Origin of the sequence: Caballeronia hypogeia, from assembly GCF_001544875.2 — a bacterium.
GTDB lineage: Bacteria > Pseudomonadota > Gammaproteobacteria > Burkholderiales > Burkholderiaceae > Caballeronia > Caballeronia hypogeia.
The window spans coordinates 1-26,258 of the sequence record NZ_FCOA02000040.1 but is presented as its reverse complement, the minus strand read 5'-3'; the positions used below and the strand labels follow the sequence as shown (position 1 = coordinate 26,258).

Genomic DNA, 26,258 nt, shown 5'->3' with positions numbered 1-26,258 from the left:
TCCTTTATGAACATGCAATCGGACGGGCGCGAGCAAAAAATCGCACCGGGTTGTGCATTGCACAATAACACCAAACCCGGCCGGTCGGCAGCCATCCTCCACCTACATATTGAGATGAATTAACAGCATTTCAATTGAAAAACCGAAACTTAACGAAAGTTACGCAATGTAACCGCCTACCCGCTTTAAGCAAAGTCGCATAATTCAGGATGTTCCCAAGCGATATACTTGCCAGGCATTACGACTCAGTGAAGTAAGCGCTTTCGACGCCGTGTGTTTCCGCTTCGGTCGCCGCACTGCAGCAACGTCTATTCCCAAGCATACCCATATCAATGAACGTGGACCCGTCTCCTTCCGTCTGGATCTCGATCACCGCGCTCGGTAGCGTCGGCGTCATGGGTCCCGTCGCGCTGATCGTCGCGGCCTGGCTCGCGCTCGGCTATCGCTGGAAGTACGCATGCGCGTGGCTGGGCTTGCTCGGCGCGGCGAGCGGCCTCGTCGCGCTGAGCAAGATCGCGTTCATCGGCTGGGGAATCGGCGTGCGCCATCTCGACTTCACCGGCTTCAGCGGACACGCGCTGATGTCCACGGGCGTGCTGCCGGTCGCGATTTTTGTCGCACTGCTGCCCGCGCGCGGTGCGATCCGCGCGGCCGGCGTCGCCGTCGGTCTGATGCTGGGTATGTGGGTCGGCGTCTCGCGCGTCGTGTTGAACGCGCATTCGGTGTCGGAAGTGGTGGCGGGCTGCGCGCTCGGCGCGGTGGTCGCGCTCGCGTTCGTGTGGTTTGCGTGGCGCGCGGAATCCGGCAAGCTCTCGCCGACGCCCGTCGTCGCGAGCCTCGCAGCGGTCGTCGTGGCCCTGCACGGGATGCCGGTGCCCACACAGCACTGGCTCACCGAAATCGCGCTCGGATTATCGGGTCACGAACGTCCCTTCGTGCGGGCAAGCTGGAGGGCGAAGACTTATCGCGCGCCGGAGCATCGCACGGACGATCAGCTCGAAGCGCAGGCCGAAAAACGCGCTGCCGGGTAACGCGCATCAGGCGCGTTACCCGGCAGCGCAGGTGAAGCGTGCGAATCAGTCGTTCACGCCAATGATCACGCTCGACGCCTTGATCACCGCCACAGCCTTCTGACCTTGCGCGAGCCCGAGCGTATCGGCGCTCTGGTTCGTGATGATCGCAGTGATCGTCGTGCCGCCGTCGAGCGACAGTGACACTTCCGCGTTCACCGCACCCTTCGTCACGCCGGCAACCGTGCCGCGCAACTGGTTGCGCGCGGACAGCTTCGCGTTCGTGTCTTCCATCAGCATGACCCACGACGCCTTGATGAGCGCAAACGCATCGCTGCCTTCCTTCAGGCCGAGCGTCTGCGTGCTCTCATGCGTGACGACCGCGACGATCGCCTGTCCGCCCGGCAGGCCGAGCTCGATTTCATCGTTGACCGCACCGCGCGTGACCTTGGTCACCTTGCCGGCCAGTTGATTGCGTGCGCTTGTTTTCATTCCTAGTCTCCCGATCAGTTGCCAGTCATGGGCGAAGCTTTCGATGGCCGCGCCCGCTCGTTCCAAAAATTTCCGATGCTCGCGTTCGACCGCGCGATACGTCTCGATGAGGCGCAGCGCGGCCGGCGTCAGCGTCGTGCCGCCGCCGCCCCTGCCGCCGCTCGCGCTCGAAACGAGCGACTCGCCGGCGAGGTTGTTCATCGCGTCCACCGCGTCCCAGGCGCCCTTGTAGCTCATGCCTACGGACTTCGCCGCCGCGGTGATCGATCCGGTGTCTCGAATCGCGGCCAGAAGCGCGATGCGCGCCGAGCCGCCGAGCGTTTCCGTGCCGCTCCTGAGCCATACGGAGCCGCCGAGTTCCAGCGGATCGCGCACCTTGGACGATGCTGTTTTAGTCATGAGTCGCCTCGAGGTCGTGCTGAAACAATGAACGCGCGATGCATTATATCGATGCCTTCACGCGCGGACGAGGTATCGAGCGCAGCAACCGCTCGCCTTCCTGTGCGTCCTTGCCCGCCGACGCCGCGCCCCACGCGCGTGCAAAGCCGCGCTGATAGTCGGTGGCCTCGGGCATGCTCGCGAGCCGTTCGGCGGCGACGGTCGCGTCGTTCGCTTCGCCGAGCACCGTCTGCAATTGCCCGAGCAGCGCCGCCGTGTCTTCGCGCGTGCGCCGCGAGGCGACCGAGCGGAAGAATTCGAGCGCGTAACGCAAGCGCTTCGCGTGAATGCGTACGCGATGCCGCTCGTGCGCTGCGAGCGTCCGCAGATCGGACGCGTTTGCGATGCGCCGAAAGTCTCGGCGGATGCGCTTCTCAGCGTAGCTGACGAAGCGCGTCGGCGCCTCGTCTTCGCGCGAGGAAAAGCGCGCGAGCCATTCGACGAACGCCAGCGCCAGGCGCGCGTACCGACGCGATGCGAGCGCGTCGCGGACTTGCTCGCGCGCGATGCAGCGCTTCACGTCGGCGGCGGCGATGAGCGCCTGCCAGCGAGCGGCGCTGTCGTCGGCGCTGGCGTAGGCGGGCAGCGTCTTGTCGGTAAAGACGTCCCAGTCGCGCGCTTCGGCGAGCAGGTCGCCGAACCACTTCAGACCGGGCGCGACGCGCGTGTTCCACGCATCGTCGGCATAGGCGGGAAAGAGCTTGAACAGTGTCTTCAGACGCCGCTGCCCGACGCGCAACTGGTGCACGTGCTCATCGCCAAGACCCGCATTGAAATCCGCGCGCGATGCGGCCTCGTTGCCGAACCATTGCTCCGCGATCGACGCCGCGATGGCCGTGAACGCGGCGCGCCGTGTCGCTGTGCGCGGGAGTTCGAGCCGCGCTGCGTGCACGGCCTCGGCGCTCGCTCGATCCGGCGCACTCGACGCGACGGCAAACGGCCCGGCGTCGAGGACTTCGCCGGCGAGGCTGAAGACGGCATCGAGCGAGCCGTCTACCGCGAGCGCCGCGAGCCGCAATATCGGCAGCGCCGGCGCGGAGGTTTCGAGTGTCGCGAGAATGTCCGCACCGCCTGCATCGATACGCCATTCGATGCGCTCGATCTCGCGCTCCAGCCCGTTCGAATCCCCGGTCTCGGGCGCGACGAGGCGATGCGCTTTCGCGAGCGGCCCGCGCAACGCGTCATCGGCGGCGGCGAAGTCGCGCAGCGATGCGGCCAGATCCTCGCTCGCCGGACGCGCGAAGGTTCGATAGCGCGTGAAGCCCGGAATGGGCGCACCTTGCTCCTGCGCCGCGCAAAGCGTGCGCGCGCCGTCCAGCGTGTCGACGCTGAGCCGCCATCCCGACGCCTTCAGCGGAATCTCGCGCGTGGCGAGGCGCGATTGCGTCGACGCGGCGCCCGCGAAAGCGGCGATCCGCCCGAGTTCGCCCGCCAGCGCGCCGAGCGTCCGGTCCTCCAGTCGATGCGATGGCAACGCCTGCAACGCCACCTCGAGCCACACCGTCATGTAGTCCCCAAGGGCAGTCTCGCGTCGCCCGTCAATTCATACGAAATGCTGATTGTTCGCCGGTTCACGAAATCGACATACGGGCCGGGAAACATGGTCATTTGCGTTTCGAAACGATTCTCGTCTGCCCGCCTTTCGCTTTTTTTCCACTTCAACCAAGACCTCGCGCAAGACCCGCCCAAGGACGCGATATGAACCAAGTTGCCATTCCCCGAGAGAGCCGCTCGCCCGGACAGCGCTTCGCGCTGCTGCTGTTCCTGCTCGCCATCGCCGCCGGCGTCGTGTACTGCGTCATGCATCTGCTCGACGACCTCGCGCCCGTGCGTGAATCGTCCGCATTTCCGTACATCCTGCTCGGCATCGCGCTTTTGATCGCGCTCGGCTTCGAGTTCGTCAACGGCTTTCACGACACCGCGAACGCCGTCGCAACAGTAATTTACACGCACTCCTTGACGCCGAACTTAGCGGTTGTCTGGTCCGGCGCATGGAATTTCATCGGCGTACTGATTTCGAGCGGAGCGGTCGCGTTCGGCATCCTGCAACTACTACCCGTGGAGCTGATCATCGGCGTGGGCAGCTCGCAGGGCTTCGCGATGGTCTTCGCCCTCCTGATCGCGGCGATCATCTGGAACCTCGGCACCTGGGCGCTCGGCCTGCCGTCTTCGAGCTCGCACACCCTGATCGGCTCGGTGATCGGCGTCGGCCTGATGAACCAGATGCTGCACGGCACGAACGGCACCTCGGGGGTCGACTGGAGCCAGGCGATGTCGGTGGGCAAGTCGCTGCTGTTTTCGCCGCTCGTCGGCTTCATCCTCGCGGGCTTTTTGCTGTACGTGCTCAAGCTCGTGGTGCGTGTGCCCGCGCTCTACAAGGAGCCGAAGAAGAATACGCCGCCGCCGTTCTGGATCCGCTGCCTGCTGATTCTCACCTGCACGGGCGTGTCGTTCGCGCACGGCTCGAACGATGGCCAGAAAGGCATGGGCCTCATCATGCTGATCCTGATCGGCACCGTGCCGACGGCCTACGCGCTCAACAAGGCCGTGACGCCGAACGAGACGCAGACCTTCCTCGCGGTCAGCCATAGCGCCTCCGAAGCATTACAGCGCTACAGCAACGGCGCGGCGCCCGCCGCCGACGCGCGCGGCCAGGTCGAGAAGTACGTGCAGACGAAGACACTGGCGCCCGATACCGTCGCGTCGCTGAAAGGCCTGGTCGATTCGATCGATTCGCAGATTCGCCCGAGTCAGACGATGTCCGAGGTGCCGCAGAGCAAGGTCCGCAACGTGCGCAACGAGATGTACATCGCGTCCGAAGCGCTGCGCATCATGGAGAAGCAGAAGGCGCCGGCGTTTTCGCCTGAGGACGACGCCACGCTCGGCAACTACAAGAAGCAGCTCGATCACGCGACCAGGTTCATTCCGACGTGGGTTAAGGTGGCGGTCGCAGTCGCCCTGGGCCTGGGCACGATGGTCGGCTGGAAGCGCATCGTCGTGACGGTGGGCGAGCGCATCGGCAAGACGCATCTGACGTATGGACAAGGCGCGTCGGCGGAACTCGTCGCCATGCTGACCATCGGCGCCGCCGATGTCTACGGCCTGCCGGTCAGCACGACCCATGTGTTGTCGTCGGGCGTCGCGGGCACGATGGCCGCGAACGGCTCCGGCCTGCAATGGCGCACGGTGCGCAGCCTCGCGCTCGCGTGGATCCTGACGCTGCCGGTGTCGATCGCGCTCGCGGGCTTCCTGTTCTGGGTGTTCCGCGGCCTTTTCTGAGCGGCACGCGGGGCGAACGGAAAGGCGTCGTCTCCGCGCATTGAAAGTTTTGCCTGGCCGTTACGTTTCGCCTCGCCTTTTCGACAATCCGTCCGTCCGCGCGAGCGATTCCGAATACCCGGAACGCCCCGCGCGACGGGCGTTTCGCGCTCGATGGCACGGTCATTGCTCAAGTCTCGTCGTCGATCGCACTTCAGATTGGCCGGCGGTCATGAGCCGCCGCCGTCCGGCGAAGTTGGAGTTTCGAGGCAGTTGGGAGGCCAACGCCGGCGCCGATCCGTAACGCGATCATTTGATAAGGAGACGTTCAAATGACGCTCGGTACCATCCTGCTGATCATTCTGATCCTGCTTCTGATTGGCGCCATTCCGTCCTGGCCGCACAGCCGCAGTTGGGGCTACGGGCCGAGCGGGCTTCTCGGTGTCGTGCTGATCGTGGTCATCGTCCTGCTGTTGTTGGGACGGCTGTGACACGAACACCGACCAAAAAAAAGGGGCGCTCCGACTGGAGCGCCCCTTTTTGTTATTCGCGCGCGACGTGCGCGGTCAAACCCGCATGACCTGTCCGTTGGGCTCGATCTTGCGCGGAATCACCGGCTCGCTCTGTCTGGGCGATGTCGCCTTCGGACGAACCGGCGCGGGCGACTGCTCGATCGCGGCTTTGTCCGCGACCTGTTTCACCGTGGTCGAAGCCGGAGTCTTGCGCTTCTTCTTCGAAGCCGTCTGAGCGGCCCCATGAGTCTTGCTCTTGGCCTTCGTCGCGGCCTGAGCTTCGGGAGGATTCCAGACTTCGGTATAGCGCTCGGCCGCAAACAACGACGACGAGGCGATCAACAGACAAACGATAAGGAATGCACGCTTCAAGAGATTCGCTCCAACGGTTAGTGGCCCGCTTTGCGCGAGAGGATGGCGTCGAGCGACTGCTCGGAGGTCTCCAGCTCGCGCAACGCAGCGTCGAGGCGCTCGAGTGAGCGCGCGACGGACTGCCCGCCCTGGTCGAAATCGGGTTCGCCTCGCGTGGCGTCGAACGCCGCGTTGACCGCGCGCGTCGCGCGCATGAAACGTTCGAGCGCGGCGGCTTCGAGCGAATCTTGGCGTGGAATCATCGGCAGGCTCCCTGTTGCGGACAAGCTGTACGAATATACAGTAAGCGGGCGTTGCAGCAAACCATCCGCGCGCGTCTTACGTGGTGAAAATGCCGAAGCGAGTCTTGACCTGCGCGCCGGTTCTCCGCATCGCCGCCCACCCGACGAAAAGCTGGTTCACGATCCGAATGTTCTTCACGTCGAGCTTTCATCCTCGAACTCGTAGCGCTCATGGCCCAGTCCATACATCGTAACTTTTCATCCGTCTTCCTAAGTTCAATTTGCCGAATCCTCATCGCACTAACGAAAAAAACGCGAAGGATCGACATAGGCCGGTTTTCCGGTATGACAGATCGCCGCATCGAGCGAAGCAACTTCGCTGCGTTAAGTCACCTTTAATTCTCCCCGCCCACACTCGACCTTACGATCCGGCTCCATCGCCGACCGCACCGGACGGCCCGGACAATACACGTGAGGAATGGGTCATGCCTGCCAACTCCGCTTCTCGGCGCAACTCCGCCAATCTCGCCCCGACGCTGCGCAAGCAGCACGCGCTCTCGCTGCGCGAGTGCCGCCTGTCGCTGCCGGTAAAACCGCCTTGGGGACCGGCGTATCGCATGGTCGAATGGGTCCAGAAGAATGACCAGCGCGTGCAGCGCCGCGTATTTCCCGCCGATTGCACTCCGTCGCAAATCGCCGATGCGCTGCGCGAGCACGTTCCCGGCCGCCGTTACGGCCCGCGAGACGACGAAGACTGATCCGGCGCTTCGAGCACGAAAGCTCATGGCACGCTTGCAATAATCCAAATGTGGACTAATATGCAGAACAAGTTCCTTTGGAGACTTGACGACATGTCAAACGCCGCACGCATCGCTTCTGCGTCGGCCGGCCACCCGGTGCCGCGCCCGGCGCTGGATTCGAGCGATCTATCCGCTGCCGGCCTGCGCGCCTTCCTCAAAATCGCCGAGGCCTGGGAGCTTTCCGCCGAGGAGCAGATCACGCTTCTAGGCTCGCCCGGCCGTTCCACCTACTTCAAATGGAAGAATGCGCCCGAGTCGGCGCGGCTCGCACGCGACACGCTGGAGCGTCTTTCGCTGATTCTCGGCATCTACAAGGCGCTGCAAATCCTCCTGCCCGACCCGAAAGCCGCCGATACCTGGATTCGCCGCCCCAACGCCGCGCCGCCGTTCGGCGGGCGTCCGGCGCTCGACCGCATGCTGGCCGGCAATATCGGCGACCTGATCGCGGTGCGCCAGTATCTCGACGCGATGCGAGGCGGCTGGGCGTGATGGGGATGGCATTCAGCAATGACACGACAAACTGGCGCGAGCGGTGGCCGAACGGTCTGCTGGACTGGTCGCCCGCGTATCGCGTGATTCCCACGCGCTTTCCGGCCGTCAATCTGTTCGACCGCGTGGCGTCGCCGCAGGATTTCGAAGCGCTCTACGCACTCGAGGCGATGACCAACGACCGTCTGCGCACCGAAGTCGGCGAACTCGATCTCGTGCCAGCGCAGGAGCGCTGCTTCGGGCCGGGCTGCGGGCCGATCATGGCGGCGTTCACGCATCTGAACCCGAACGGCAGCCGCTTCTCGGACGGCAGCTACGGCGTGTTCTATTGCGGCCGCGAGCGGCAGACGGCGATCGCGGAGACGCGCTATCACTCGGGCCTGTTTCTCGCCGCGACGAAGGAAGCGCCGCTGCGCCAGCAGATGCGCCTCTACACCGTTATGGCGCATGGCGAAGTCGTCGATCTGCGGGGCGACGCGATCACGCGATGGCAACTGGACCCGTGCATCCTCGCACCCGACGATTACATGCCGGGCAAGACGCTCGGCCGCGCCGTGCGGGCGGCGGGCACGCCGGGAATCGCGTATCCGTCGGTGCGCGATCCGGGCGGCGAATGTCTCGCCGCGCTGCGCACGACGATGCTGCGCGATTGCCGTCACGCGGCCTATCTCGAATACAACTGGAATGGCGAGACCATCGATTACGTGTTCGAGATGAATCAGGTCGGCTGATCGGGCAAACGTTTCAATCGCGCGGTTGATCCCGGTTCAGTTCATCGCGACCGCCGTTCCCGATCGCGTCCTCGCCAGCTTCTTCGAAGCCGGGCGCGCGGCGCTGCGCGTTGGCTTTTTCGTGACCTGCTCCAGCGCCTGCGACGCCGCGCCCTTGCTGCTTGCCTTCAGCGCGCCGGAGCGCGCCTTGCGGCTGGACGCGTCGAGTAGCTTCGTCAGGCGCGCATCGGACGGATCGGCGCCCTTGCGGCTCTTGCGCGCCGCCTCGCGCGTGCGCCGCCGCGTGTCCTTTTCGAGGAAGACCGCGAGCGCCGCTTCATCGGTTCTCAGCCCGCGGCGGCGCGATGCGGGCATCGTCTCGGCGAGTTCGCCCGCCTCGAACGCCTCGACCACCGCCGGATGCACATAACATTTGCGGCACACGGCCGGCGTGTTGCGCAGCAGTTGCGACACTTCCTTGATCGTGCCGACGACATGCTTGCGCGCCTCGCTCACCGTCTCCCACTTGAGCCTTCTGAGCGCCGCGAGCGCGAACACGCTGCCGGCCCACGTGCGGTAGTCCTTCGCGGTGAAATCCGCGCCGGTGATCTCGTGCAGATAATCGTTGATATCGGACGAGGTGACGGCATGGCGCGCGCCATCGGCATCGAGATACTGAAACAGATCCTGGCCCGGCAAATCCATGCAGCGCTTGACGATGCGCACGACGCGCGCGTCGCTCACGGCGACATCGTGCTCGATGCCGCTCTTGCCGCGAAACCTGAAACGCAGCCTGCCGGCCGATACGCTCAGATGGCGCTTCCTCAGCGTCGTCAATCCATACGAGCGGTTCTCGCGCGCGTATTCCTCGCTGCCGACGCGAATCAGCGTCGTGTCGAGGAGGCGCACGACCGTCGCGAGCACCTTGTTGCGCGGCATGTCTTCGAGCGACAAATCACGCGCCACGCGCGCGCGCAGCTTCGGCAGCACCGCGGAGAACGCAAGCATGCGCTCGTACTTGCTGGCGTCGCGGGTTTCGCGCCACTGCGGGTGATAGCGATATTGCTTGCGTCCGCGCGCATCGCGTCCCGTCGCCTGCAGATGACCGCGCGAGTCGGGGCAGATCCAGACATCGGTATAGGCGGGCGGAATCGCCAGAGCATTGATGCGGCGCACCTCGGCATCGTCGTCGATGCGCTTGCCCTGCGTGTTGAAGTAGGCGAACGCGCCGTCGATCCATTCGCGCGTATAGCCGCGCCGCGAATCGTCCATATAGCGCAGACCCGGCGGCAAGTCCTCCGGGCAGCCTTGCATGCCGCCCGCGCCGCCGTCAGCTTCGGTGCTCCGTTCCGTTTGCGCCACCATCGCCTCGCCTGATTTGCTTTTCATTCATGGCGAACCTATGAGCAACGTGCGTGCCGCGTGGCGCACGCGATATCACGGCAGCGGGATCATGCGCGCGCCTTCCGACGCGGCCCAGCGCTCTTTCACGGACCAGCGCTCGTCGGTGCCCGGCTGGACGATGGTGAGCCGCCCCTCCGATGCGAACGCGCCCGTATCGATATAAATCTGCGAGCCGATCTGCTTGACCGCGCGCATCGGCGTATGGCCGACGTAGGTAGGCGACAGGCCCCGCTGGCGCGCCGGGTCCACTTCGCCCAGCGCGAGGCCGCGGCCCCAGAGCATTTCGTTGCGCACTTCGTCGGAGAAATCGATGACTTCGAGATCTTCGTCGCTGCCGAAGAACTCCGCGTGCAGCACGTTGAAGCGCCGCGCGCCGTCGCCCACGATGCGCACCAGCGGCAGCTTCGCGAGACGGATGGCTAAGCTGGAGAGTTGCTCCTCGGGAAGCGTGTCGGCCCATGCGCCGCCGATCGCGTACCACGCCTGACGGCGCATCGCGCCGGTCGCCACCGCGATCAGCGAATCCTCGTGATTGCCGAGCACCGGATAGAACCACGGCTTCTCGATGAGTTCGACCGCGGCGAGCGAATCGGTGCCGCGATCGACCAGATCGCCGACGGAGAACAGACGATCCCGCTCGCCATCGAAGCCGATCTCGTGCAGCAGATAGCGCAGGGCATCGACACAGCCATGCAGATCACCGACCACGAAATCGCGGCCGAGGTCATTGGCGGGATGCCTGCAGACGATAGGGTAAGTAGGTCCATTCATGCGACGATCTTAGCGCTGCTCTATCGCGGGGTGTGCGGGTTGGGTCGCTTTCACAATGCAAATCCGGTGCAAGTATCGTGCGCGTTCGTGGGGTGATTCACACACCGCGCGCTCACTGCGATATAGCACGAAGTCGCGCGACGGACTTCGCATCGGTCATAGCGCGCGGATCGCCGAACTGGCGCGTCAGATAGTTGCCGAGCGCGGCGATTTGCTCATCCGTGAACTGCGCGCCGAACGCCGGCATCAGCGCGTGCGCTTCGCGCGTCTTGCGATTCACGCCGTGCAGGATCACGAGCACGAGATTGCTCGTCGTCATGGTGCCGAGCGCACCGGTCACGCCATCGTGGATGAGCGCGGGAAACGGCACGATGCCCTCGCCCGTCATGCCGTGGCAACTCGCGCACGCGGCGGCATACAGGCGCGCGCCATCGCCCGATGCGTCGAGCGACGTGACATCCACGCGCGAAGCTTGGCCGAAGCTCGTGCGCACGCGCGCATTCTGCACTGGAACCGCGGACACGGTGCGCAGATACACGACGATCGCGCGCTGATCGGCGGGCGTCAGATATTGCGTGCTCGCGGCGACGACCTCCGCCATCGGCCCGAGCGCATGCGCGCGGCCGGGCGCGGCGCCGGTCGAAAGGAAACGCGTCAACTCGTCGTCGCGCCACGCACCGATGCCCGCCACGCGATCCGCCGTCAGATTGCCCGCCCGCCAGCCCGCGACATCCGCGCCGGCCAGCCGTGCGCCGGACTTCAATCCGCCGAGCCAGTTGCGCGGCGTGTGGCACTCGCCACAATGACCGAGCCCTTCGACGAGATACGCACCGCGATTCCATTCCGCGCTCTTCGACGGATCGGGCACGAAGCGGCCCGGCGTGAAGTTGACGAGATTCCACAGCGGCATCAGCCAGCGTTGATCGAAGGGAAAGGAGAGCGTATTGCGCGGCGTGGTGGCGCGTACGGGCGGCACGGTCGCGAGATACGCGCGCATCGCGAGCAGATCGTCGTCGGAGAGAAGCGTGTAGGCGGTGTATGGGAACGCGGGATAAAGCCGCTCGCCATTCCGGCCTACGCCCTCGCGCATCGCGCGGATGAACTGCGCGTCGGTCCACGCGCCGATGCCCGTCGCGCGGTCGCTCGTGAGGTTCGGCGCGTACACATCGCCGAACGGCGTCGCGATCGGCTTGCCGCCCGCGAAGGGACGCGCGGCATCGGCCGTATGGCAGGTCACGCAGCCGCCCGCGCGCACGAGATATTCGCCCTGCGCGAGCTTCTCGTTCTGCGCCTTCGCGCCACCGGCGACGCATACGAGCGCCACGATCAGGCTGCCGATCAGCGAAGCGCGTAGTCCGCTCATCGCAACGACGCTTCGATGGTGCCGGCGAGCCTCAACGACAGCGCGGCGATCGTCAGCGTGCAGTTGACCGCGCCGCCTGCGGGCATCACCGCGCTCCCGACGATGAAGAGATTCGCGTGATCGTGCGCGCGGCACTCCGCATCGACGACGGAATCGTTCGGGTTGGCGCCCATGATCGCCGTGCCCATGATGTGACTGCTCGCTCCGAGCGACTCGTCGTGCTCGACTTCCGCGCCCTCGAAAATGCCCGCGATGCGTTCGAACTGCGCGCGCGTTTCCGCGGCGGCGCGGCGCACGTAGTCATCGACCGAATAAGTGACCTCGGGACGCGGCAGACCGAGCGCATCCTTTTGCGCCGACAGCGTCACGCGGTTAGCCGCCGATGGCAACTGCTCGTGAAAACTCCCGAACGTGAGCGTGCGCGCGCAGCGTTCGCGGATCTGCCGGTCGAGCTCGCCGCCAGTCAGCTTGAGACCGAGCAGCTTGTGCGTGACCGAGAGCGTCGGCGCGGCGTTCGACACATGCAGCTTGGTCGCCGACTGCCGCGCGCGAAACGGCCCGTCGCGGAAATCGACGATCGAGCTCATCTCGACCGGCCCGCGCCCCGGCCACAGCGCCTCGTTGGCGAGGAACTTCACGCTCGTGGCCGGATGATCCATCAGATTGCGTCCGAGCTGATCCGAGCCATTGGCGACGCCCTTCGGAAACCGCGCCGATGCCGACATCAGCAACAGCTTGGGCGTCTCGATGCCGTTCGCCGCGATCACGAAGCGCTTGCCGGTCACGCGCGTGCCCTGGCCATTCGGATCCTTGTAATGAATCGCGACGATCTCGCCACGGTCGTTCGCCTCGACGCGATACGCGACCGCCTGCGCGAGCAACTTCGCGCCCGCGCGCTCGGCCTTTTCGGCGTGCGTCGCGGCATGATAGAGCGCGCCGATCGGACAGATCGGCATGCAATTGTTGTTGCCGCAGCAGGCAGGCCGCGCATCGTACGGGCGGCTGTTGCGCGCGACCGGCTCCGGCACCACCCGATACGACTGCGCCCCGAGCACTTCGGTCACGCGCCGGTCCATCCACGAGAGCGGGAGTGCGTCCATCGGATACGGCGTCGAGCGCGGCGAGCCGAGATCGATGTCCGGCCCCGACACGCCCAGTTCGACCTCAGCCTGGCCGTACCACGGTTCGAGCGTCTCGTAGGGAAACGGCCAGTCGCGCCCGACGCCGTACAGCGACTTCAGACGAAAGTCGGCGGGTAACAGCCGCCACGCCGCGCCGGCCCAGTGCCATGTCGTGCCGCCGACGAGCCGCAGATATTGCGGCTGATACGGCATCGCGCCGCGATCGATCAGATACGCGCCGGGATTCATTGGCTCGGGGCGCGGCGCGTGACGCGGCAGCGGATATGGCGCGCACAGGTCGCGCTTGTCGGCGGCGCGGCGAAAGTTCTCGACGATCTGCCAGCGCGCGAGGCGCGGCCCGGCTTCGAGCAGAATCACCGACGCGCCCGCCTGCGCCAGCCGGTACGCGACGAGACTGCCCGCCACGCCGGAGCCGACGACGACTACGTCCGCCGAAGTGGAACCCGCCATGCGCGCGCCTTTGTCCTTTTAAATGTCGATGCGGGGCGATTCCCTGCTCAGGGCTTGCGCGCCCAGTCGGCCGGCTCGCCGCGGCAGTATGAGGGAATCGTGAGCATGTCGCCGACCGGATCGAACATCAGTGCGCGCTCGTACGCAACGACCTCGGCATGCTGCCCCTCGCCGACCACGCCGAGATACCACGCGCGCATCACGTCGCCCACGGTCTTTCCGAGCTCGGGGCGCGTGCTTTCGAGCGCGGCGGTGATGATGTCGGTCGGAGTGCCGCCGTGCGTCGCGATCCATTGATTCAGCGCGGCGATCTTCGTGGCGAAGGCGGCGTCATGGCGGGCGAGCGCCGCATGCACGCGTTCCGCGAGTTGCGGATCGAAGCTCGTGCGGCCGGTGAGTTTCATCGATACGGCAAGAAACGCGTCGCCGCCCGATGGCGTCGCGGGTCTGGCCGATTGCGCTCGCGCCGCCAGCAAGCCGCACGCAAACGAAGCGCACGCGCCCGCCATGATTCCCCGCCGCATCGCAAACGACATGCTTCTTCCTCAGCGTATTGAAAGGGACGCGCGCAATAATCGCAGACACCGGGCCTTGCTCTCCGTCACGCGGACAAAACGAAAATGAAGCCTATTTTGCCGCCCGTACTGCGCAACCGGCCGCGCGCGCTGATCGCCCTGCTGGTTGGTGTCGTCGTCGGCGCTTTGGTTCCGGCGCATCTGCGGCCGACCGCACGCGCGCTGATCGGCTGGGATGCGGCCGTCTGGCTTTATCTCGCGCTCATCTGGATCAAGATGGCGCGGGCCGGTCAAAGCGACGTGGAGGAGCTCGCCGAACGCGAGGACGAGAACGCAGCCACCGTGCTGATGGTCGTGAGCGTGGCGGCGATCGCGAGCATCGTCGCGATCGTGGTGGAACTGGCGGCGGCGAAAAGTCCCGGCTCGCGGCCGCTGCTGCACTATCTGCTGACCGGCGCGACCATGCTCGGCGCCTGGTTCCTCATTCCGACGATGTTCACGCTGCACTACGCGCGCCAGTACTATCAGTCGCCCGGCGACGACACCGCGCTGCGCTTTCCCGACAAACACCTGAAGCCCGATTACTGGGACTTCCTGTACTTCTCCTTCACCATCGCCGTCGCCTCGCAGACCGCCGATATCGCGCTCGGCTCGACCGCCGCGCGCCGCACCGTGCTCGCGCAATCGATCATGTCGTTCTTCTTCAATCTCGCGGTGCTCGGGCTCTCGATCAACATCGCCGCGAGCATGGTCAGCGGCTAGCGGCCCTGCATCATGCCGCTGTCACGGGCGCGACATAAGCTCATCTGAGACGCCGTGTAAAAACGCGGCGCGCGCCGCTGTCAGTTTTACACGCGGCACGTTCGTGCCATCGACGCGCCAGGAAGCGGACGCGTCGGCCAGTCTTTTCGCGCCACGGGCGGATAGAAACGTGCCGCAGCGCACACAAGCGTGCTGCGGTGGCACAACGATTGCTGCAATGCGCCAGCCACTCCAGACAAAACCCCGATCAGCATTCGCATGCGCGGCGCATCGCCCGCGTTCCTCCCGCCAGGAGCCCATTTTGCCTTTGAACGTTCTGCTGGTCGCCTCCGAAGCTGTCCCGCTCGCCAAGACCGGCGGACTCGGCGACATGGTCAGCGCCTATGCCGCCGCGCTGCGCGAAGCCGGCGTCGACGCCACCATCCTGCTCCCCGCCTACCCGAACGCGATCGCCCAGGCCGAAGGTCTGAGCAAGATCGGCACGCTGAGCGGTCTGCCCGGCGGCGACGCGTCGCTGTTGCGCGGCCGCATGCCCGGGACCGGCGTGCCGGTGCTTTTGCTGCGCTGCGACGCGCTGTTCGCACGCACAGGTTTGTATCAGGATGCGCAAGGCCGCGACTATCAGGACAACGCGATTCGCTTCGCGACGCTTTCCGCCGCCGCGGTGAGGATCGCGCAGGGCGTGCGCGGCGTGAAGAAGCCCGACATCGTGCATGCGCACGACTGGCACACCGGCCTGACGCCGCTTCTGATGAAGCACGCGGGCGTGCACGCAAAGAGCGTTTTCACGATCCACAATCTCGCATTTCAGGGCAACTACGCGCTCTCGCTTGGTGCGTCGCTCGGCGTGCCGGAGAAATGGCTCGTGCATGCGTTGAGCGAACCGCTCAGCATCGAGTTCTACGGCGCGCTGAGTCTGATGAAAGCGGGCATCGTGCATGCCGATCGCGTGACCACCGTTTCCGAAACCTATGCGCGCGAGATTCTCACGCCGCGCTTCGGCAATCTGATGGAAGGCGTGCTGCAGAGTTGCGCGCACAAGCTCTCCGGCGTCGTCAACGGCATCGACGAACAGACGTGGAATCCGGCGACGGATACGCTCATCGAACGCAACTATTCGTTCGACGATATGCGCGGCAAGCACGCCTGCAAGCGCGCGCTGCAACGCAAGTTCGGCCTGCCGGTCGATCCGTTCGCGCCGCTCATGGCGATAGGCAGCCGCATGACGGGACAGAAGCTCGCGGATGTCGTGCTCGAAGCGCTGCCGCGCCTGCTCGCGAAACATCCGCGCCTGCAGCTCGCGGTCATCGGCAAGGGCGAGGCGTATATCGAAGCGGGCTTCAGAAAGCTCGCGCAGGAATGGCCGGATCGCGTCGGCGCGCATATTGGATATGACGAACGACGCGCACATGCGCTGCACGCGGGCGCCGACATCCTGTTGCACGGCAGCCGCTTCGAGCCGTGCGGCCTCACGCAACTCTATGCGATGCGCTACGGCACGCTGCCGGTTGCATCGCGGGTAGGCGGTCTCGCGGACACGATCGTCGATGCGGCGCAAAACGTCGATCATGCCGCGCACGATGCGCTGCGTCCTTCGGTGTGGCTGCGCGACGGCACGCACGACATGCCGGTCGCCGCAGCGCCCGCGCGGCGCGCGTTGCACGCACCCACTGGCTTTCTCTTCGAAGGCGAACGCGCGGACGATATCGTGCGCGCCGCGAGCCGTGCGCTCGATGCGTACATGCGTCCGCAAGCGTGGCGCGCGCTGCAGCGCAACGCGATGTCATGCGATTTCGGATGGAACGAAGCCATCACGACGATGGTCGCACTGTACGTCGGCCTGAGCGACGCGCGGCCGAGCCGGAGCGCGCTGCGCCCGCGCCGCGCAGCGGATGGCGTGCAACAGCCTTCGCAAATGCCGGCGCAATTGCCCTTGCAAGGCGATGCGCATTCGCTCGCGCGCACAGCCTGAGCACGGCCGACGCAGTTGCTCCATAGTAGTGCCTTCATGCAGAGCTGAGTTGGACACTCGTGGGCACTCACCGGGCGCGGCACGCAATGTGCTGCCTCGCCCCGTACGTGCCCCGAACGAAATCCTCGGGGACCGTGGCGCCCGCCGCGAGCGCGTTTCAGCGCTCGATGCACGGTGCATCGCAGGACACGGCCAGGCAGGCGTCGATACGAGCGGCGCCAGGGTGTAATCTGAGTTCCGCCTGAAGTCCGCGTGAGTCAAGCGTGTCGCGCGGACGAACTCTTCAGCCAGTTTGGCCCGTGAGCGTGATCGCGAATGATGCCCGCATCCCCGCCACCGCAGGACGACTCTGGAAAAGACGAACGATGGAAAACCATCAAGCTCATCATGCGTACGCGCCGCGTATTTACTTCATCGATCCCCTGCTTGTCGGACCTCTCGCGGACTGGCCCGCCCAGTTCGAGCATGCGGCCGCGCTCGGCTTCGATCATGTCCTGATCGGCGCGCCGTTCGTGCCCGGCAGCAACGGGCATCGCGAGGCGGTCGCCGATCATCATCGCCTGCACCCTGTCTTCGAGTCCGACGCCAGCGCCGCCGATGGCCTGCGCAAGCTCGCCGATGCCGCGAAAAAGCACGGGCTCACGTTGCTCGTCGATATCGTGATCGACCGTGTGAGCGCGGAAGGCGGTCTCTATCTCGAGAACAAGCGCTGGTTTCAGCCGTTCGAAAGCGCGGACGCGCGGCTCGACCCGCGCAAGCCGCCGCGTCAGCGCGATGTCGCCTACGCGAATTTCGCCGATGGCGAAGCCGCGCATCAGCTGACCGAATGGTGGGCGCGCGAACTGAACCAGCTTGCCGATGCGGGCGTAGGCGGCTTTCGTTTCGATGCGCCGCATGCCGTGCCCGCGCATGTGTGGCGGCGGCTCGGCGCGGCGGTGCGCGAGAAGCATCCCGACACGCGCTGGCTCGCGTGGACCGTGGGCGTCACGCGGCACGATCTGCACGGTCTGACCGACGCCGGCTTCGACGCGGTGTTTTCCTCCACGCGCTGGTGGGACTTCAAAAGCGCATGGCTCTTCGACGAGCACGCGGCGCTGTCGCGCATCGCCTCGCCTGTCGCGTTTCCGGAAGACCCGTTCGGCGCGCGTCTCATCAGCGATCTGTCCGACACGAGCGACACCGCGCTCGTCGAACGCGCCTATACGCGCGTGCTCGACACCGCCGCCGCGCTCGGCACCGGCATCATGGTGCCGATGGGCTTCGAATACGGCGTCGGCCTGCCGCTGTCGCCGCAATACGGCGTCGCCGCGGAGTACAAGCGCGCGACGAACGAGAAGCGCATCGATCTGAGCCAGCGTGTCAAACGTGCGAACGATCTGCAACGCAACGTCGGAACCTTGTCGAGCGTGGGCGAGTTGCGCGCGCTCACGGGCGCGGGCACGCCGTACGCCGCGCTCATCCGCGCGGATGGCGGCGATCTGCGTAACAGCGAAGACGCGGTGCTGATGATGGTCAATCCGGATCTCGTCGCGCCGGTGCATGTCGATACGCTGCATCTGCTCGAATCGGTCCCCGGCAATTACACACGCTTCGCGCCCATCGATGCGGAGAAGACCAAGCCCGAGCGTCTTGCGCCGTTCTCGCTGAAACCCGGCGAAGTGCGTCTGTTCCGCGCCGAAGCCGAGCCGTTCATTCTGCTCGCGCAGCCGCAAGTGAAGCGCGGTGCCAAGGCCGCGGACAAGAAGTCGGTGGCGGACGCGATCGCCGCGCCGCGCGTGTCGATCGAGAGCGTGACGCCCGCGGTCGATCACGGGCGCTTTCCGGCCAAGCGCATCGTCGGCGAAGCGGTCGAGATTCAGGCCGCGATCTTCGCGGAAGGCCATGACAAGATCGCCGCCGCCGTGCAATGGCGCGCCGCCGACGAAACCGAGTGGCACGAAACGCCCATGTCGGCCGTGCAGCCGGCGGGCCTCGACTTGTGGAGCACGCGCATTCCGCTCGAACGTGTCGGACGTCACGAGTTCGTCGTAATGGCGTGGCGCGACGATTTCGCCTCGCTCGTCGATCACATGCAGAAGAAGCTGAAGGCGAATCAGACGGTGGAGCTCGAAGTCGAGGAAGCGAAGCATCTGTTCGCGCTGATCCTCGCCGAAGTGAAGACCGTCGACGATTCGGACAGCGGACCGCTCGAAGCGATCGTCAAGGAATTCACCAAGGCGGGCGACGCGCGCAAGCTCGAACTCGTGCTCGCGCCCGCGACCGCGAAGGCCGTCGCGGCGGCGCGGCATCGGCCGTTTTTATCGCGCGATCCGGTGGTGTATCGCGTCGACTCGGAACGTGCGGCTGCGCGCTTCGCGAGCTGGTACGAGATCTTCCCGCGCTCGATGAGCGACGACGTGAATCGTCACGGCACGTTCATCGATGTGATCGGCAAGATGCCGCGCATTCGCGAGATGGGCTTCGACGTGCTCTACTTCCCGCCGATTCATCCGATCGGCGTGGCGAACCGCAAGGGCAAGAACAACACGCTCACGGCGCAGCCCGGCGATGTCGGCAGCCCGTATGCGATCGGTGGAAAGGAAGGCGGGCACGATGCGCTGCATCCCGAGCTCGGCAATCTCGACGACTTCAAGCGCATGCTCGAAGCCGCGCATGAACACGGCCTCGAAATCGCGCTCGACTTCGCGGTGCAATGCTCGCCGGATCATCCGTGGCTCAAGGAACATCCGACTTGGTTCGCATGGCGTCCCGACGGCACGCTGCGTTACGCGGAGAATCCGCCGAAGAAGTACCAGGACATCGTGAACCCGGACTTCTATGCGCAGGATGCGAAGCCCGAATTATGGGTCGGTTTGCGCGACGTGTTCCTGCACTGGATCGCGGCGGGCGTGCGCATTTTCCGTGTCGATAACCCGCACACGAAGCCGTTCCCGTTCTGGGAATGGGTGATCGGCGATGTGCGCGCGCGTCATCCCGATGTGATCTTCCTCTCCGAAGCGTTCACGCGGCCGCGCGTGATGAATCGCCTCGCCAAGCTCGGTTTCTCGCAGTCGTACACGTACTTCACGTGGCGCGAAAGCAAGCGCGATTTCATGGAGTACATGCACGATCTCACGCAGACCGACGCGAAGGAATTCTTCCGTCCGAACTTCTTCGTGAACACGCCGGATATCAATCCGCGCTTTCTGCAAAGCTCGGGGCGTCCGGGCTTCGTGATTCGCGCGGCGCTCGCGGCGACCTTGTCGGGGCTCTGGGGCGTGTATAGCGGCTTCGAGTTGTGCGAGTCGGCCGCGCTGCCGAACAGCGAGGAGTATCTCGACTCCGAAAAGTATCAGCTGCGCGCGTGGGACTGGAACCGGCCGGGCAACATCGTCACGGAGATCACGGCGCTCAATCGAATCCGGCGCGCGAATCCCGCGCTGCAGACGCATTTGGGCATCAACTTCCTGCCTGCTCATAACGAGCAAATCCTGTTCTTCGAAAAGGCAAACGCGTCGCGCGACAACGTCGTGCTGGTCGCCATCAATCTCGATCCGTTCAACGAGCAAGGCGCGGATATCGAGTTGCCGTGGCAGACGCTCGAACGCTGGGGCGTGCATGAAGGGGATGCCGTTGCCGTCGAGGATCAGGTGACGGGTGAGAAATTCGAATGGCGCGGACGGCGTCAGCATGTGCGGCTGAATCCGCATTCGCTGCCGTTCGCGATCTGGCGCATCTCGCCGACGTGGGGCTTGCCGAAGCCTCAGCCGGACGACGAATGAGCGTCTGACGACGGCATCACACCCATAACAAGGGCCGCAGCCAGCCCATGCAAATTGGAGCGAAACCGTGGATACAAGGGTGAAGCGCAACAAGAAGGCGTCGATTCTCAACGACGATCCGCTCTGGTACAAGGACGCGATCATCTATCAGGTTCACATCAAGTCATTCTTCGATGCGAACAACGACGGCATTGGCGATTTTCCCGGCCTGCTCGCGAAGCTCGACTACATCGCGGAGCTGGGCGTCGACGCCATCTGGCTGTTGCCGTTCTATCCGTCGCCGCGGCGCGACGATGGTTATGACATCGCCGATTACCGCAACGTGCATCCGGACTACGGCACGATCGCGGATGTGAAGCGCTTCATTCAGGAAGCGCATGCGCGCGGCATACGCGTCATTTCCGAACTGGTCATCAATCACACGTCGGATCAGCATCCGTGGTTTCAGCGCGCGCGCCATGCGAAGCCGGGCTCGAATCATCGCAACTATTACGTGTGGTCCGATACGGACAAGAAGTACGAAGAGACGCGCATCATCTTCATCGATACGGAGCCTTCCAACTGGACGCACGATCCGGTTGCGGGGCAGTACTATTGGCACCGTTTCTATGCGCACCAGCCCGATCTGAACTTCGACAATCCGGCAGTTCTCAAGGAAGTGCTTTCCGTCATGCGCTTCTGGCTCGATATGGGCATCGACGGTCTGCGGCTGGATGCGGTGCCTTATCTCGTCGAGCGCGAAGGTACGAATAACGAGAACCTGCCCGAGACGCACGAGATTCTCAAGAAGATTCGCGGGACCATCGACGCCGAATATCCGAACCGCATGCTGCTCGCGGAAGCGAATCAATGGCCGGAGGACGTGAAGGAATACTTCGGCGACGAAGACGAATGTCACATGGCGTTCCACTTCCCGCTGATGCCGCGCATCTATATGTCGATCGCGAGCGAGGACCGCTTTCCGATCACCGACATCATGCGGCAAACACCGGACCTCGCCGAAACGAATCAATGGGCGATCTTCCTGCGCAATCACGACGAACTCACGCTCGAAATGGTCACCGACTCCGAGCGCGATTACTTGTGGAACACGTATGCGAGCGATCGTCGCGCGCGTCTGAATCTCGGCATCCGGCGCCGGCTCGCGCCGTTGATGGAGCGTGACAGAAGGCGCATCGAATTGATCAATTCGCTGCTGCTTTCCATGCCCGGCACGCCCGTGATTTACTACGGCGACGAACTCGGCATGGGCGACAACATCCACCTGGGCGATCGCGATGGCGTGCGCACGCCGATGCAATGGTCGTCCGATCGCAACGGCGGCTTCTCGCGCGCCGATCCCGAACAACTCGTGCTGCCGCCCGTGATGGGTTCGTTGTACGGCTATGACGCGGTGAACGTCGAATCGCAGAGCCGCGATCCGCATTCGCTGCTGAACTGGACACGCAAGATGCTCGCGGTGCGCCGCTCGACGCATGCGTTCGGACGCGGCACGATCCGTTTCCTGCGCCCGGCGAATCGCAAGATTCTTGCGTATCTGCGCGAACTGGAAGGCGAGCCGCCGATTCTGTGCGTCGCGAATCTCTCGCGTGCGCCGCAGGCTGTCGAGCTCGATCTATCGGAATTCGCGGGATCGGTGCCGCTCGAAATGACCGCTGATTCGCCTTTTCCGCAGATCGGCCAGCTCACTTATCTGCTGACCTTCCCGCCGTACGGATTCCTGTGGTTCCAGCTTTGCCCCGGCAACATGCGGCCCGCGTGGGCACAGGCGCCTTCCGAACAGTTGCCCGAGTTCGTCACGATGGTGATTCGCGCGGGACAAACGGGACCGACGCCCGAGAACGTGCGTCTGCTCGAATCGGAAGTGCTGCCGAACTATCTGAGCAAGCGGCGCTGGTTTGCATCGAAGGATCAGAAGCTGCATGCGGTCCGTCTCGCCGCGCTGACGACGATCGAAGGCGCGGGCTTCGCGTTCACCGAAATCGAAGCCGATGTCGGCGACCATTGCGAGCGCTATGTGCTGCCGCTTTCCATCGCGTGGGGCACGGAAACGACGTCGCCGTTGTACATGCAGCTTGCGCTCGCGCGCGTGCGGCGCAACCGCAACATCGGACATCTGACCGATGCGTTCGCGGTGCCGCAATTCACCTACGGCGTGATGCGCAAGCTCAAGGAGCGCGCGGTTGTCGAGACGGTACAGAAGAGCGAGATTCGCTTCCTGCCAACCGAGCGCCTGAATGAGCTCAACTATTATCCGGCCGATCCGCCCGAGATCCGCTGGCTCGCGGCCGAGCAGAGCAACAGCTCGCTCGTGATCGGCGAGAAGGTGGTGCTGAAGCTGGTGCGGCGCGTGGTCGGCGGCATTCATCCGGAAGCGGAGATGAGCCGTTATCTGACGAAACTCGGCTATGCGAACACCGGCCCGCTGTATGGCGAAGTGGTGCGCGTGGACCCGGAAGGCGTACCGCATACGCTCGTGATCCTGCAGGGCTTCATCGACAATCAGGGCGATGCGTGGAACTACGCGCTCGACTATCTGCGCCGCACGGTAGATGAACTTTCGGTCGCGGTGGAATCGGAAGAACATACGCCCGAACGCGATGCGCAGACCGAGGGCTTCGCGGGCTACGGCAACATCGCGGGCGTGATCGGCAAGCGGCTGGGCGAGCTGCACGTCGCGCTTGCGTCGCCCACGGATGACGAAGCCTTCTCGCCGCAGCGCGCGAGCATGGATGACGTGAAGGGCTGGATCGACGGCACGTTGAAGCTGCTCGAATCGGCGCTCGACATCATTGCGCAGAAGATCGGCGAGTTCAACGAGCACGACCGCTTCCTCGCGCAGAGTCTGCTCGATCGTCGCGACATGCTCGTCGATGCCGTGAAGAAGCTGATCGCGTCGAAGGCCGATGCGCTGTGCATCCGCATTCACGGCGACTTCCATCTGGGCCAGGTGCTGATGGCGCAGGGCGATGCGTATCTGATCGACTTCGAAGGCGAGCCGGCGCGCGCGCTGGAAGAGCGCCGCAGAAAAACGAGTCCGCTGCGCGATGTCGCGGGCCTGCTGCGTTCGTTGTCATATGCGAGCGCGGCGGCGCAGTCGACCACGGAGAATGCGCCGGCGCAGACGGCGGATCGCAAGCGCGCGCTGTTCGAGCGTCTGCGCGCGTTCGCCGAGGAGAGCTTCTTGCGTGAGTACATGGAGGCGATCGCATCGTCGCCGGAAACGATCGCGGCCGAGGACGTGTTCGCGCCCTTGCTCGATCTCTTCCTGATCGAGAAAGCCGCTTACGAAATCCGCTACGAAGCAGCGAACCGGCCGACCTGGATCGGCCTTCCGTTGCGGGGTCTCGCGTCGCTCGCGAGCCGCCTGCTGGGAGACACGGGCGAGCCGCCCGCGCCCGGCACGCGACCCGTGTTCGGAGCAACCAAGGACAATCCTGATGGAACCCATCATGAACAATCGTAGCGATCCGGCGGATACCAGGAATCCGGCGCACGGACTCAATCCGCTCGATATCGACGCGCTGGTCGACGCGCGGCATCCCGACCCGTTCTCGATGCTCGGCCTGCATGAAACCGACGTGGGACATGTGGTGCGCGTGTTTCTGCCGGGCGCGTCGGCGGCGAGTGTCGTCGATGCATCCAATGGCGAGCATCTCGGCTCGCTCGCGCGCATACACGATGCGGGGCTTTATGCGGGCTTCGTTTCGCGGCCGGCGGCGTATCGCGTGCAGGTCGACTGGCATGGCACGCCGCAGGAAACGCACGACACCTATGCGTTTGGCCCCGTGCTGTCTGATGAATGGCTCACGCGCCTGTCGCACGCGGACCCGTACGCGGTGCTCGAATGTCTCGGCTCCCGGCCCATCACGCATGGCAATGTCGCGGGCGTGCGTTTCGCGGTGTGGGCGCCGAATGCGCGGCGCGTGTCGGTGGTGGGCGACTTCAACACATGGGATGGCCGGCGTCATCCGATGCGCATGCGCCACCACGCGGGCGTGTGGGAGCTATTCATTCCGGGCATCGGCGCGGGCACGCGCTACAAGTACGAGATCGTCACGCGCGACGGACACACGTTGCCGCTGAAAGCCGATCCGTGCGCGATGCAGAGCGAGAAGCCGCCCTCGACGGCATCGGTGGTGGCCGATGCCGATGCGATCGATCACTACGCGTGGACCGACGCCGACTGGATGGCGACGCGCGGCGGCAAGCAGACGGCCCAATCGCCGATCACGATATACGAGGCGCATGCCGAATCGTGGCTGCGCGTGCCGGAAGAGGCGAATCGCGGCATGAACTGGCACGAGCTCGCGGAGCGCCTGATTCCGTATGCGAAGGGCATGGGATTCACGCACCTCGAATTCATGCCGATTGCCGAACATCCGTTCGGCGGTTCGTGGGGTTATCAGCCGTTGGGCCAGTTTGCGCCGTCCGCGCGTTTCGGCACGCCGGAGCAGTTCGCGGAGTTCGTGAACCGGGCGCATGAAGCGGGCCTGGGCGTGATCATCGACTGGGTTCCGGCGCACTTTCCGAACGACGCGCATGGGCTGGTGCAATTCGACGGCACGCCGCTGTATGAACATGCGGACCCGCGCGAAGGTTATCACCAGGACTGGAACACGATGATCTACAACCTCGGCCGCAACGAGGTGAGCGCGTTCCTGATCGCGTCGGGGCTGGCGTGGCTGAAGCGTTACCACATCGATGGATTACGGGTCGATGCGGTCGCTTCGATGCTTTATCGCGATTACTCGCGCAAGGCGGGCGAATGGGTGCCGAATGTTTATGGCGGGCGCGAGAATCTCGAATCGATTGCGTTTCTGAAGCGGCTGAATCATGAAGTGAGGCAGATTCCGGGCGCAATCACGGTTGCGGAGGAATCGACCGCATGGCCGGGCGTAACGGCGAGCGTGGAGAGCGGCGGTCTGGGTTTCGACTTCAAGTGGAACATGGGCTGGATGCATGACACGCTGCATTACATGCAGGAGGACCCGGTTTATCGGCAGTATCACCATCATCTGTATACGTTCGGGATGGTGTATGCGTATTCGGAGCGTTTCGTGTTGCCGTTGTCGCACGATGAAGTCGTGCATGGCAAGGGATCGCTGATCAACAAGATGCCTGGGGATCGCTGGCAGAAGTTTGCCAATCTGAGGGCGTATTTCGGGTTCATGTGGACGCATCCGGGCAAGAAGCTTTTGTTCATGGGCGGAGAGTTCGGGCAGTTCGCGGAGTTCAATCACGATGAATCGCCGCATTGGCATCTGCTCGATGATTCATTGCATGGCGGATTGCAGAAGCTGGTGCGTGATTTGAATGCGCTATATACGAGCGAGCCGGCGTTGCATAAGCTGGATAGCGATTCGCGCGGGTTCGAGTGGATCGTGGGCGATGACAACGCGAATAGCGTGTATGCGTTTCGGCGGACGGACGCCGAAGGGCGTGATCTGGTTGTTGTTTGCAACATGACGCCGGTGCCGAGGCTGGCTTATCGGATTGGGTTTCCGCGCGGCGGGCGCTGGAGTGAGGTTTTTAATTCCGATGCCTCCATTTATGGTGGGTCGAATATGGGGAATGGCGGGGTTATTCATACGGATGACTATCCGAGTCATGGGAGGCAGCAGTCTGCTGCGTTGACTTTGCCTCCGTTGGCGACGATTGTTTTGCGGGGTGATTGAAGCGGGGTGGGTTTGGTGCTTTGCCAGCGCTTCTATGAAATCCTGTTTTGTTGTCGGTCTATTAGCGTCGCCCCTCCCCGGGGCAGGGGTAACTTTCTTTGCTGCTGCAAAGAAAGTCACCAAAGAAAGCAGCTTTTT

20 protein-coding genes are annotated in these 26,258 nt (G+C 64.4%); 11 read left to right on the top strand and 9 right to left on the bottom strand.

All coding sequences use genetic code 11. The features are described 5' to 3' along the window. The first annotated feature begins 332 nt into the window (after window positions 1-332). Window positions 333-1,031 (top strand): phosphatase PAP2 family protein, encoded by a 699-nt coding sequence (locus tag AWB79_RS33935; RefSeq protein WP_061171834.1) that lies wholly within the window; start codon window positions 333-335, stop codon window positions 1,029-1,031. A 45-nt stretch (window positions 1,032-1,076) separates the two neighbouring features. Here AWB79_RS33935 and AWB79_RS33930 read toward each other — a convergent pair whose 3' ends face one another. Continuing rightward, window positions 1,077-1,901, bottom strand: a complete 825-nt coding sequence (locus AWB79_RS33930; RefSeq protein WP_061171833.1) for a TOBE domain-containing protein — start codon at window positions 1,899-1,901, stop codon at window positions 1,077-1,079. Window positions 1,902-1,944: 43 nt separating this feature from the next. Next, window positions 1,945-3,447 (bottom strand): CHAD domain-containing protein, encoded by a 1,503-nt coding sequence (locus AWB79_RS33925; RefSeq protein ID WP_061171832.1) that lies wholly within the window; start codon window positions 3,445-3,447, stop codon window positions 1,945-1,947. A 191-nt stretch (window positions 3,448-3,638) separates the two neighbouring features. On the opposite strand from AWB79_RS33925, the gene AWB79_RS33920 reads away from it, so the two are divergent. Together AWB79_RS33920 and AWB79_RS38005 are read left to right on the top strand one after the other, a co-directional pair. Continuing rightward, window positions 3,639-5,219, top strand: a complete 1,581-nt coding sequence (locus AWB79_RS33920; protein ID WP_061171831.1) for an inorganic phosphate transporter — start codon at window positions 3,639-3,641, stop codon at window positions 5,217-5,219. Between the two features lie 311 nt (window positions 5,220-5,530). Next, the gene (locus tag AWB79_RS38005; protein WP_064506629.1) at window positions 5,531-5,689 is read left to right on the top strand and encodes a DUF3309 family protein; all 159 of its coding nucleotides are present in this window, start codon (window positions 5,531-5,533) and stop codon (window positions 5,687-5,689) included. A 75-nt stretch (window positions 5,690-5,764) separates the two neighbouring features. Here AWB79_RS38005 and AWB79_RS33915 read toward each other — a convergent pair whose 3' ends face one another. Both AWB79_RS33915 and AWB79_RS33910 read right to left on the bottom strand, forming a co-directional pair. Then, window positions 5,765-6,082: a hypothetical protein gene (locus AWB79_RS33915; RefSeq protein ID WP_061171830.1), complete on the bottom strand. Its 318-nt coding sequence runs from the start codon at window positions 6,080-6,082 to the stop codon at window positions 5,765-5,767. A gap of 17 nt (window positions 6,083-6,099) precedes the next feature. After that, window positions 6,100-6,324 (bottom strand): hypothetical protein, encoded by a 225-nt coding sequence (locus AWB79_RS33910; RefSeq protein WP_061171829.1) that lies wholly within the window; start codon window positions 6,322-6,324, stop codon window positions 6,100-6,102. 464 nt (window positions 6,325-6,788) lie between these two features. Here AWB79_RS33910 and AWB79_RS33905 point away from each other — a divergent pair, with 464 nt between their 5' ends. The 3 genes from AWB79_RS33905 to AWB79_RS33895 all read left to right on the top strand — a co-directional run bounded on the left by AWB79_RS33905 (window position 6,789) and on the right by AWB79_RS33895 (window position 8,323). Further along, window positions 6,789-7,061, top strand: coding sequence for a DUF2866 domain-containing protein (locus tag AWB79_RS33905; RefSeq protein WP_061171828.1), 273 nt, complete (start codon window positions 6,789-6,791; stop codon window positions 7,059-7,061). Window positions 7,062-7,154: 93 nt separating this feature from the next. Continuing rightward, entirely contained in the window at window positions 7,155-7,592 is a 438-nt protein-coding gene (locus AWB79_RS33900) for an MbcA/ParS/Xre antitoxin family protein (protein ID WP_061171861.1), read from the top strand. A gap of 5 nt (window positions 7,593-7,597) precedes the next feature. Further along, complete coding sequence (locus AWB79_RS33895) at window positions 7,598-8,323, top strand: RES family NAD+ phosphorylase (protein WP_061171827.1); 726 nt, start codon at window positions 7,598-7,600, stop codon at window positions 8,321-8,323. 36 nt (window positions 8,324-8,359) lie between these two features. Here AWB79_RS33895 and AWB79_RS33890 read toward each other — a convergent pair whose 3' ends face one another. From AWB79_RS33890 to AWB79_RS33870, 5 genes are all read right to left on the bottom strand, one after another. Then, window positions 8,360-9,691, bottom strand: coding sequence for a DNA topoisomerase IB (locus AWB79_RS33890; RefSeq protein ID WP_061171826.1), 1,332 nt, complete (start codon window positions 9,689-9,691; stop codon window positions 8,360-8,362). A 48-nt stretch (window positions 9,692-9,739) separates the two neighbouring features. Beyond that, window positions 9,740-10,477, bottom strand: a complete 738-nt coding sequence (locus AWB79_RS33885; RefSeq protein ID WP_061171825.1) for a metallophosphoesterase — start codon at window positions 10,475-10,477, stop codon at window positions 9,740-9,742. Between the two features lie 112 nt (window positions 10,478-10,589). After that, window positions 10,590-11,840 carry a cytochrome c gene (locus AWB79_RS33880; protein WP_063963610.1) on the bottom strand — a complete coding sequence of 417 codons (1,251 nt, stop codon included), beginning with the start codon at window positions 11,838-11,840 and terminating at the stop codon, window positions 10,590-10,592. After that, window positions 11,837-13,432: a GMC family oxidoreductase gene (locus tag AWB79_RS33875; RefSeq protein WP_061171824.1), complete on the bottom strand. Its 1,596-nt coding sequence runs from the start codon at window positions 13,430-13,432 to the stop codon at window positions 11,837-11,839. Before AWB79_RS33875 ends, AWB79_RS33880 begins: the two co-directional genes overlap by 4 nt. 47 nt (window positions 13,433-13,479) lie before the next feature. After that, complete coding sequence (locus AWB79_RS33870) at window positions 13,480-13,968, bottom strand: sugar dehydrogenase complex small subunit (RefSeq protein WP_061171823.1); 489 nt, start codon at window positions 13,966-13,968, stop codon at window positions 13,480-13,482. Window positions 13,969-14,052: 84 nt separating this feature from the next. Here AWB79_RS33870 and AWB79_RS33865 point away from each other — a divergent pair, with 84 nt between their 5' ends. From AWB79_RS33865 to glgB, 5 genes are all read left to right on the top strand, one after another. Beyond that, on the top strand, window positions 14,053-14,709 hold the full coding sequence (locus tag AWB79_RS33865; protein WP_061171822.1) for a DUF1345 domain-containing protein: 657 nt from the start codon (window positions 14,053-14,055) through the stop codon (window positions 14,707-14,709). 301 nt (window positions 14,710-15,010) lie between these two features. Then, window positions 15,011-16,681: a glycogen synthase GlgA gene (gene glgA / locus AWB79_RS33860; RefSeq protein WP_061171821.1), complete on the top strand. Its 1,671-nt coding sequence runs from the start codon at window positions 15,011-15,013 to the stop codon at window positions 16,679-16,681. A gap of 365 nt (window positions 16,682-17,046) precedes the next feature. Further along, window positions 17,047-20,442 carry a maltotransferase domain-containing protein gene (locus AWB79_RS33855; RefSeq protein ID WP_063963609.1) on the top strand — a complete coding sequence of 1,132 codons (3,396 nt, stop codon included), beginning with the start codon at window positions 17,047-17,049 and terminating at the stop codon, window positions 20,440-20,442. Between the two features lie 79 nt (window positions 20,443-20,521). Next, complete coding sequence (gene treS / locus AWB79_RS33850) at window positions 20,522-23,908, top strand: maltose alpha-D-glucosyltransferase (RefSeq protein ID WP_061171820.1); 3,387 nt, start codon at window positions 20,522-20,524, stop codon at window positions 23,906-23,908. After that, window positions 23,895-26,120, top strand: a complete 2,226-nt coding sequence (gene glgB / locus AWB79_RS33845; RefSeq protein WP_061171858.1) for a 1,4-alpha-glucan branching protein GlgB — start codon at window positions 23,895-23,897, stop codon at window positions 26,118-26,120. Before treS ends, glgB begins: the two co-directional genes overlap by 14 nt. Window positions 26,121-26,258: the final 138 nt, after the last annotated feature.

Coding starts and splice junctions, on each gene's coding strand:
- AWB79_RS33935 (WP_061171834.1), top strand. CDS start 333: ATGAACGTGGACCCGTCTCCTTCCGTCTGGATCTCGATCACCGCGCTC.
- AWB79_RS33930 (WP_061171833.1), bottom strand. CDS start 1,901: ATGACTAAAACAGCATCGTCCAAGGTGCGCGATCCGCTGGAACTCGGC.
- AWB79_RS33925 (WP_061171832.1), bottom strand. CDS start 3,447: ATGACGGTGTGGCTCGAGGTGGCGTTGCAGGCGTTGCCATCGCATCGA.
- AWB79_RS33920 (WP_061171831.1), top strand. CDS start 3,639: ATGAACCAAGTTGCCATTCCCCGAGAGAGCCGCTCGCCCGGACAGCGC.
- AWB79_RS38005 (WP_064506629.1), top strand. CDS start 5,531: ATGACGCTCGGTACCATCCTGCTGATCATTCTGATCCTGCTTCTGATT.
- AWB79_RS33910 (WP_061171829.1), bottom strand. CDS start 6,324: ATGATTCCACGCCAAGATTCGCTCGAAGCCGCCGCGCTCGAACGTTTC.
- AWB79_RS33905 (WP_061171828.1), top strand. CDS start 6,789: ATGCCTGCCAACTCCGCTTCTCGGCGCAACTCCGCCAATCTCGCCCCG.
- AWB79_RS33900 (WP_061171861.1), top strand. CDS start 7,155: ATGTCAAACGCCGCACGCATCGCTTCTGCGTCGGCCGGCCACCCGGTG.
- AWB79_RS33895 (WP_061171827.1), top strand. CDS start 7,598: ATGGCATTCAGCAATGACACGACAAACTGGCGCGAGCGGTGGCCGAAC.
- AWB79_RS33890 (WP_061171826.1), bottom strand. CDS start 9,691: ATGAAAAGCAAATCAGGCGAGGCGATGGTGGCGCAAACGGAACGGAGC.
- AWB79_RS33885 (WP_061171825.1), bottom strand. CDS start 10,477: ATGAATGGACCTACTTACCCTATCGTCTGCAGGCATCCCGCCAATGAC.
- AWB79_RS33880 (WP_063963610.1), bottom strand. CDS start 11,840: ATGAGCGGACTACGCGCTTCGCTGATCGGCAGCCTGATCGTGGCGCTC.
- AWB79_RS33875 (WP_061171824.1), bottom strand. CDS start 13,432: ATGGCGGGTTCCACTTCGGCGGACGTAGTCGTCGTCGGCTCCGGCGTG.
- AWB79_RS33870 (WP_061171823.1), bottom strand. CDS start 13,968: ATGTCGTTTGCGATGCGGCGGGGAATCATGGCGGGCGCGTGCGCTTCG.
- AWB79_RS33865 (WP_061171822.1), top strand. CDS start 14,053: ATGAAGCCTATTTTGCCGCCCGTACTGCGCAACCGGCCGCGCGCGCTG.
- AWB79_RS33855 (WP_063963609.1), top strand. CDS start 17,047: ATGGAAAACCATCAAGCTCATCATGCGTACGCGCCGCGTATTTACTTC.
- glgB (WP_061171858.1), top strand. CDS start 23,895: ATGAACAATCGTAGCGATCCGGCGGATACCAGGAATCCGGCGCACGGA.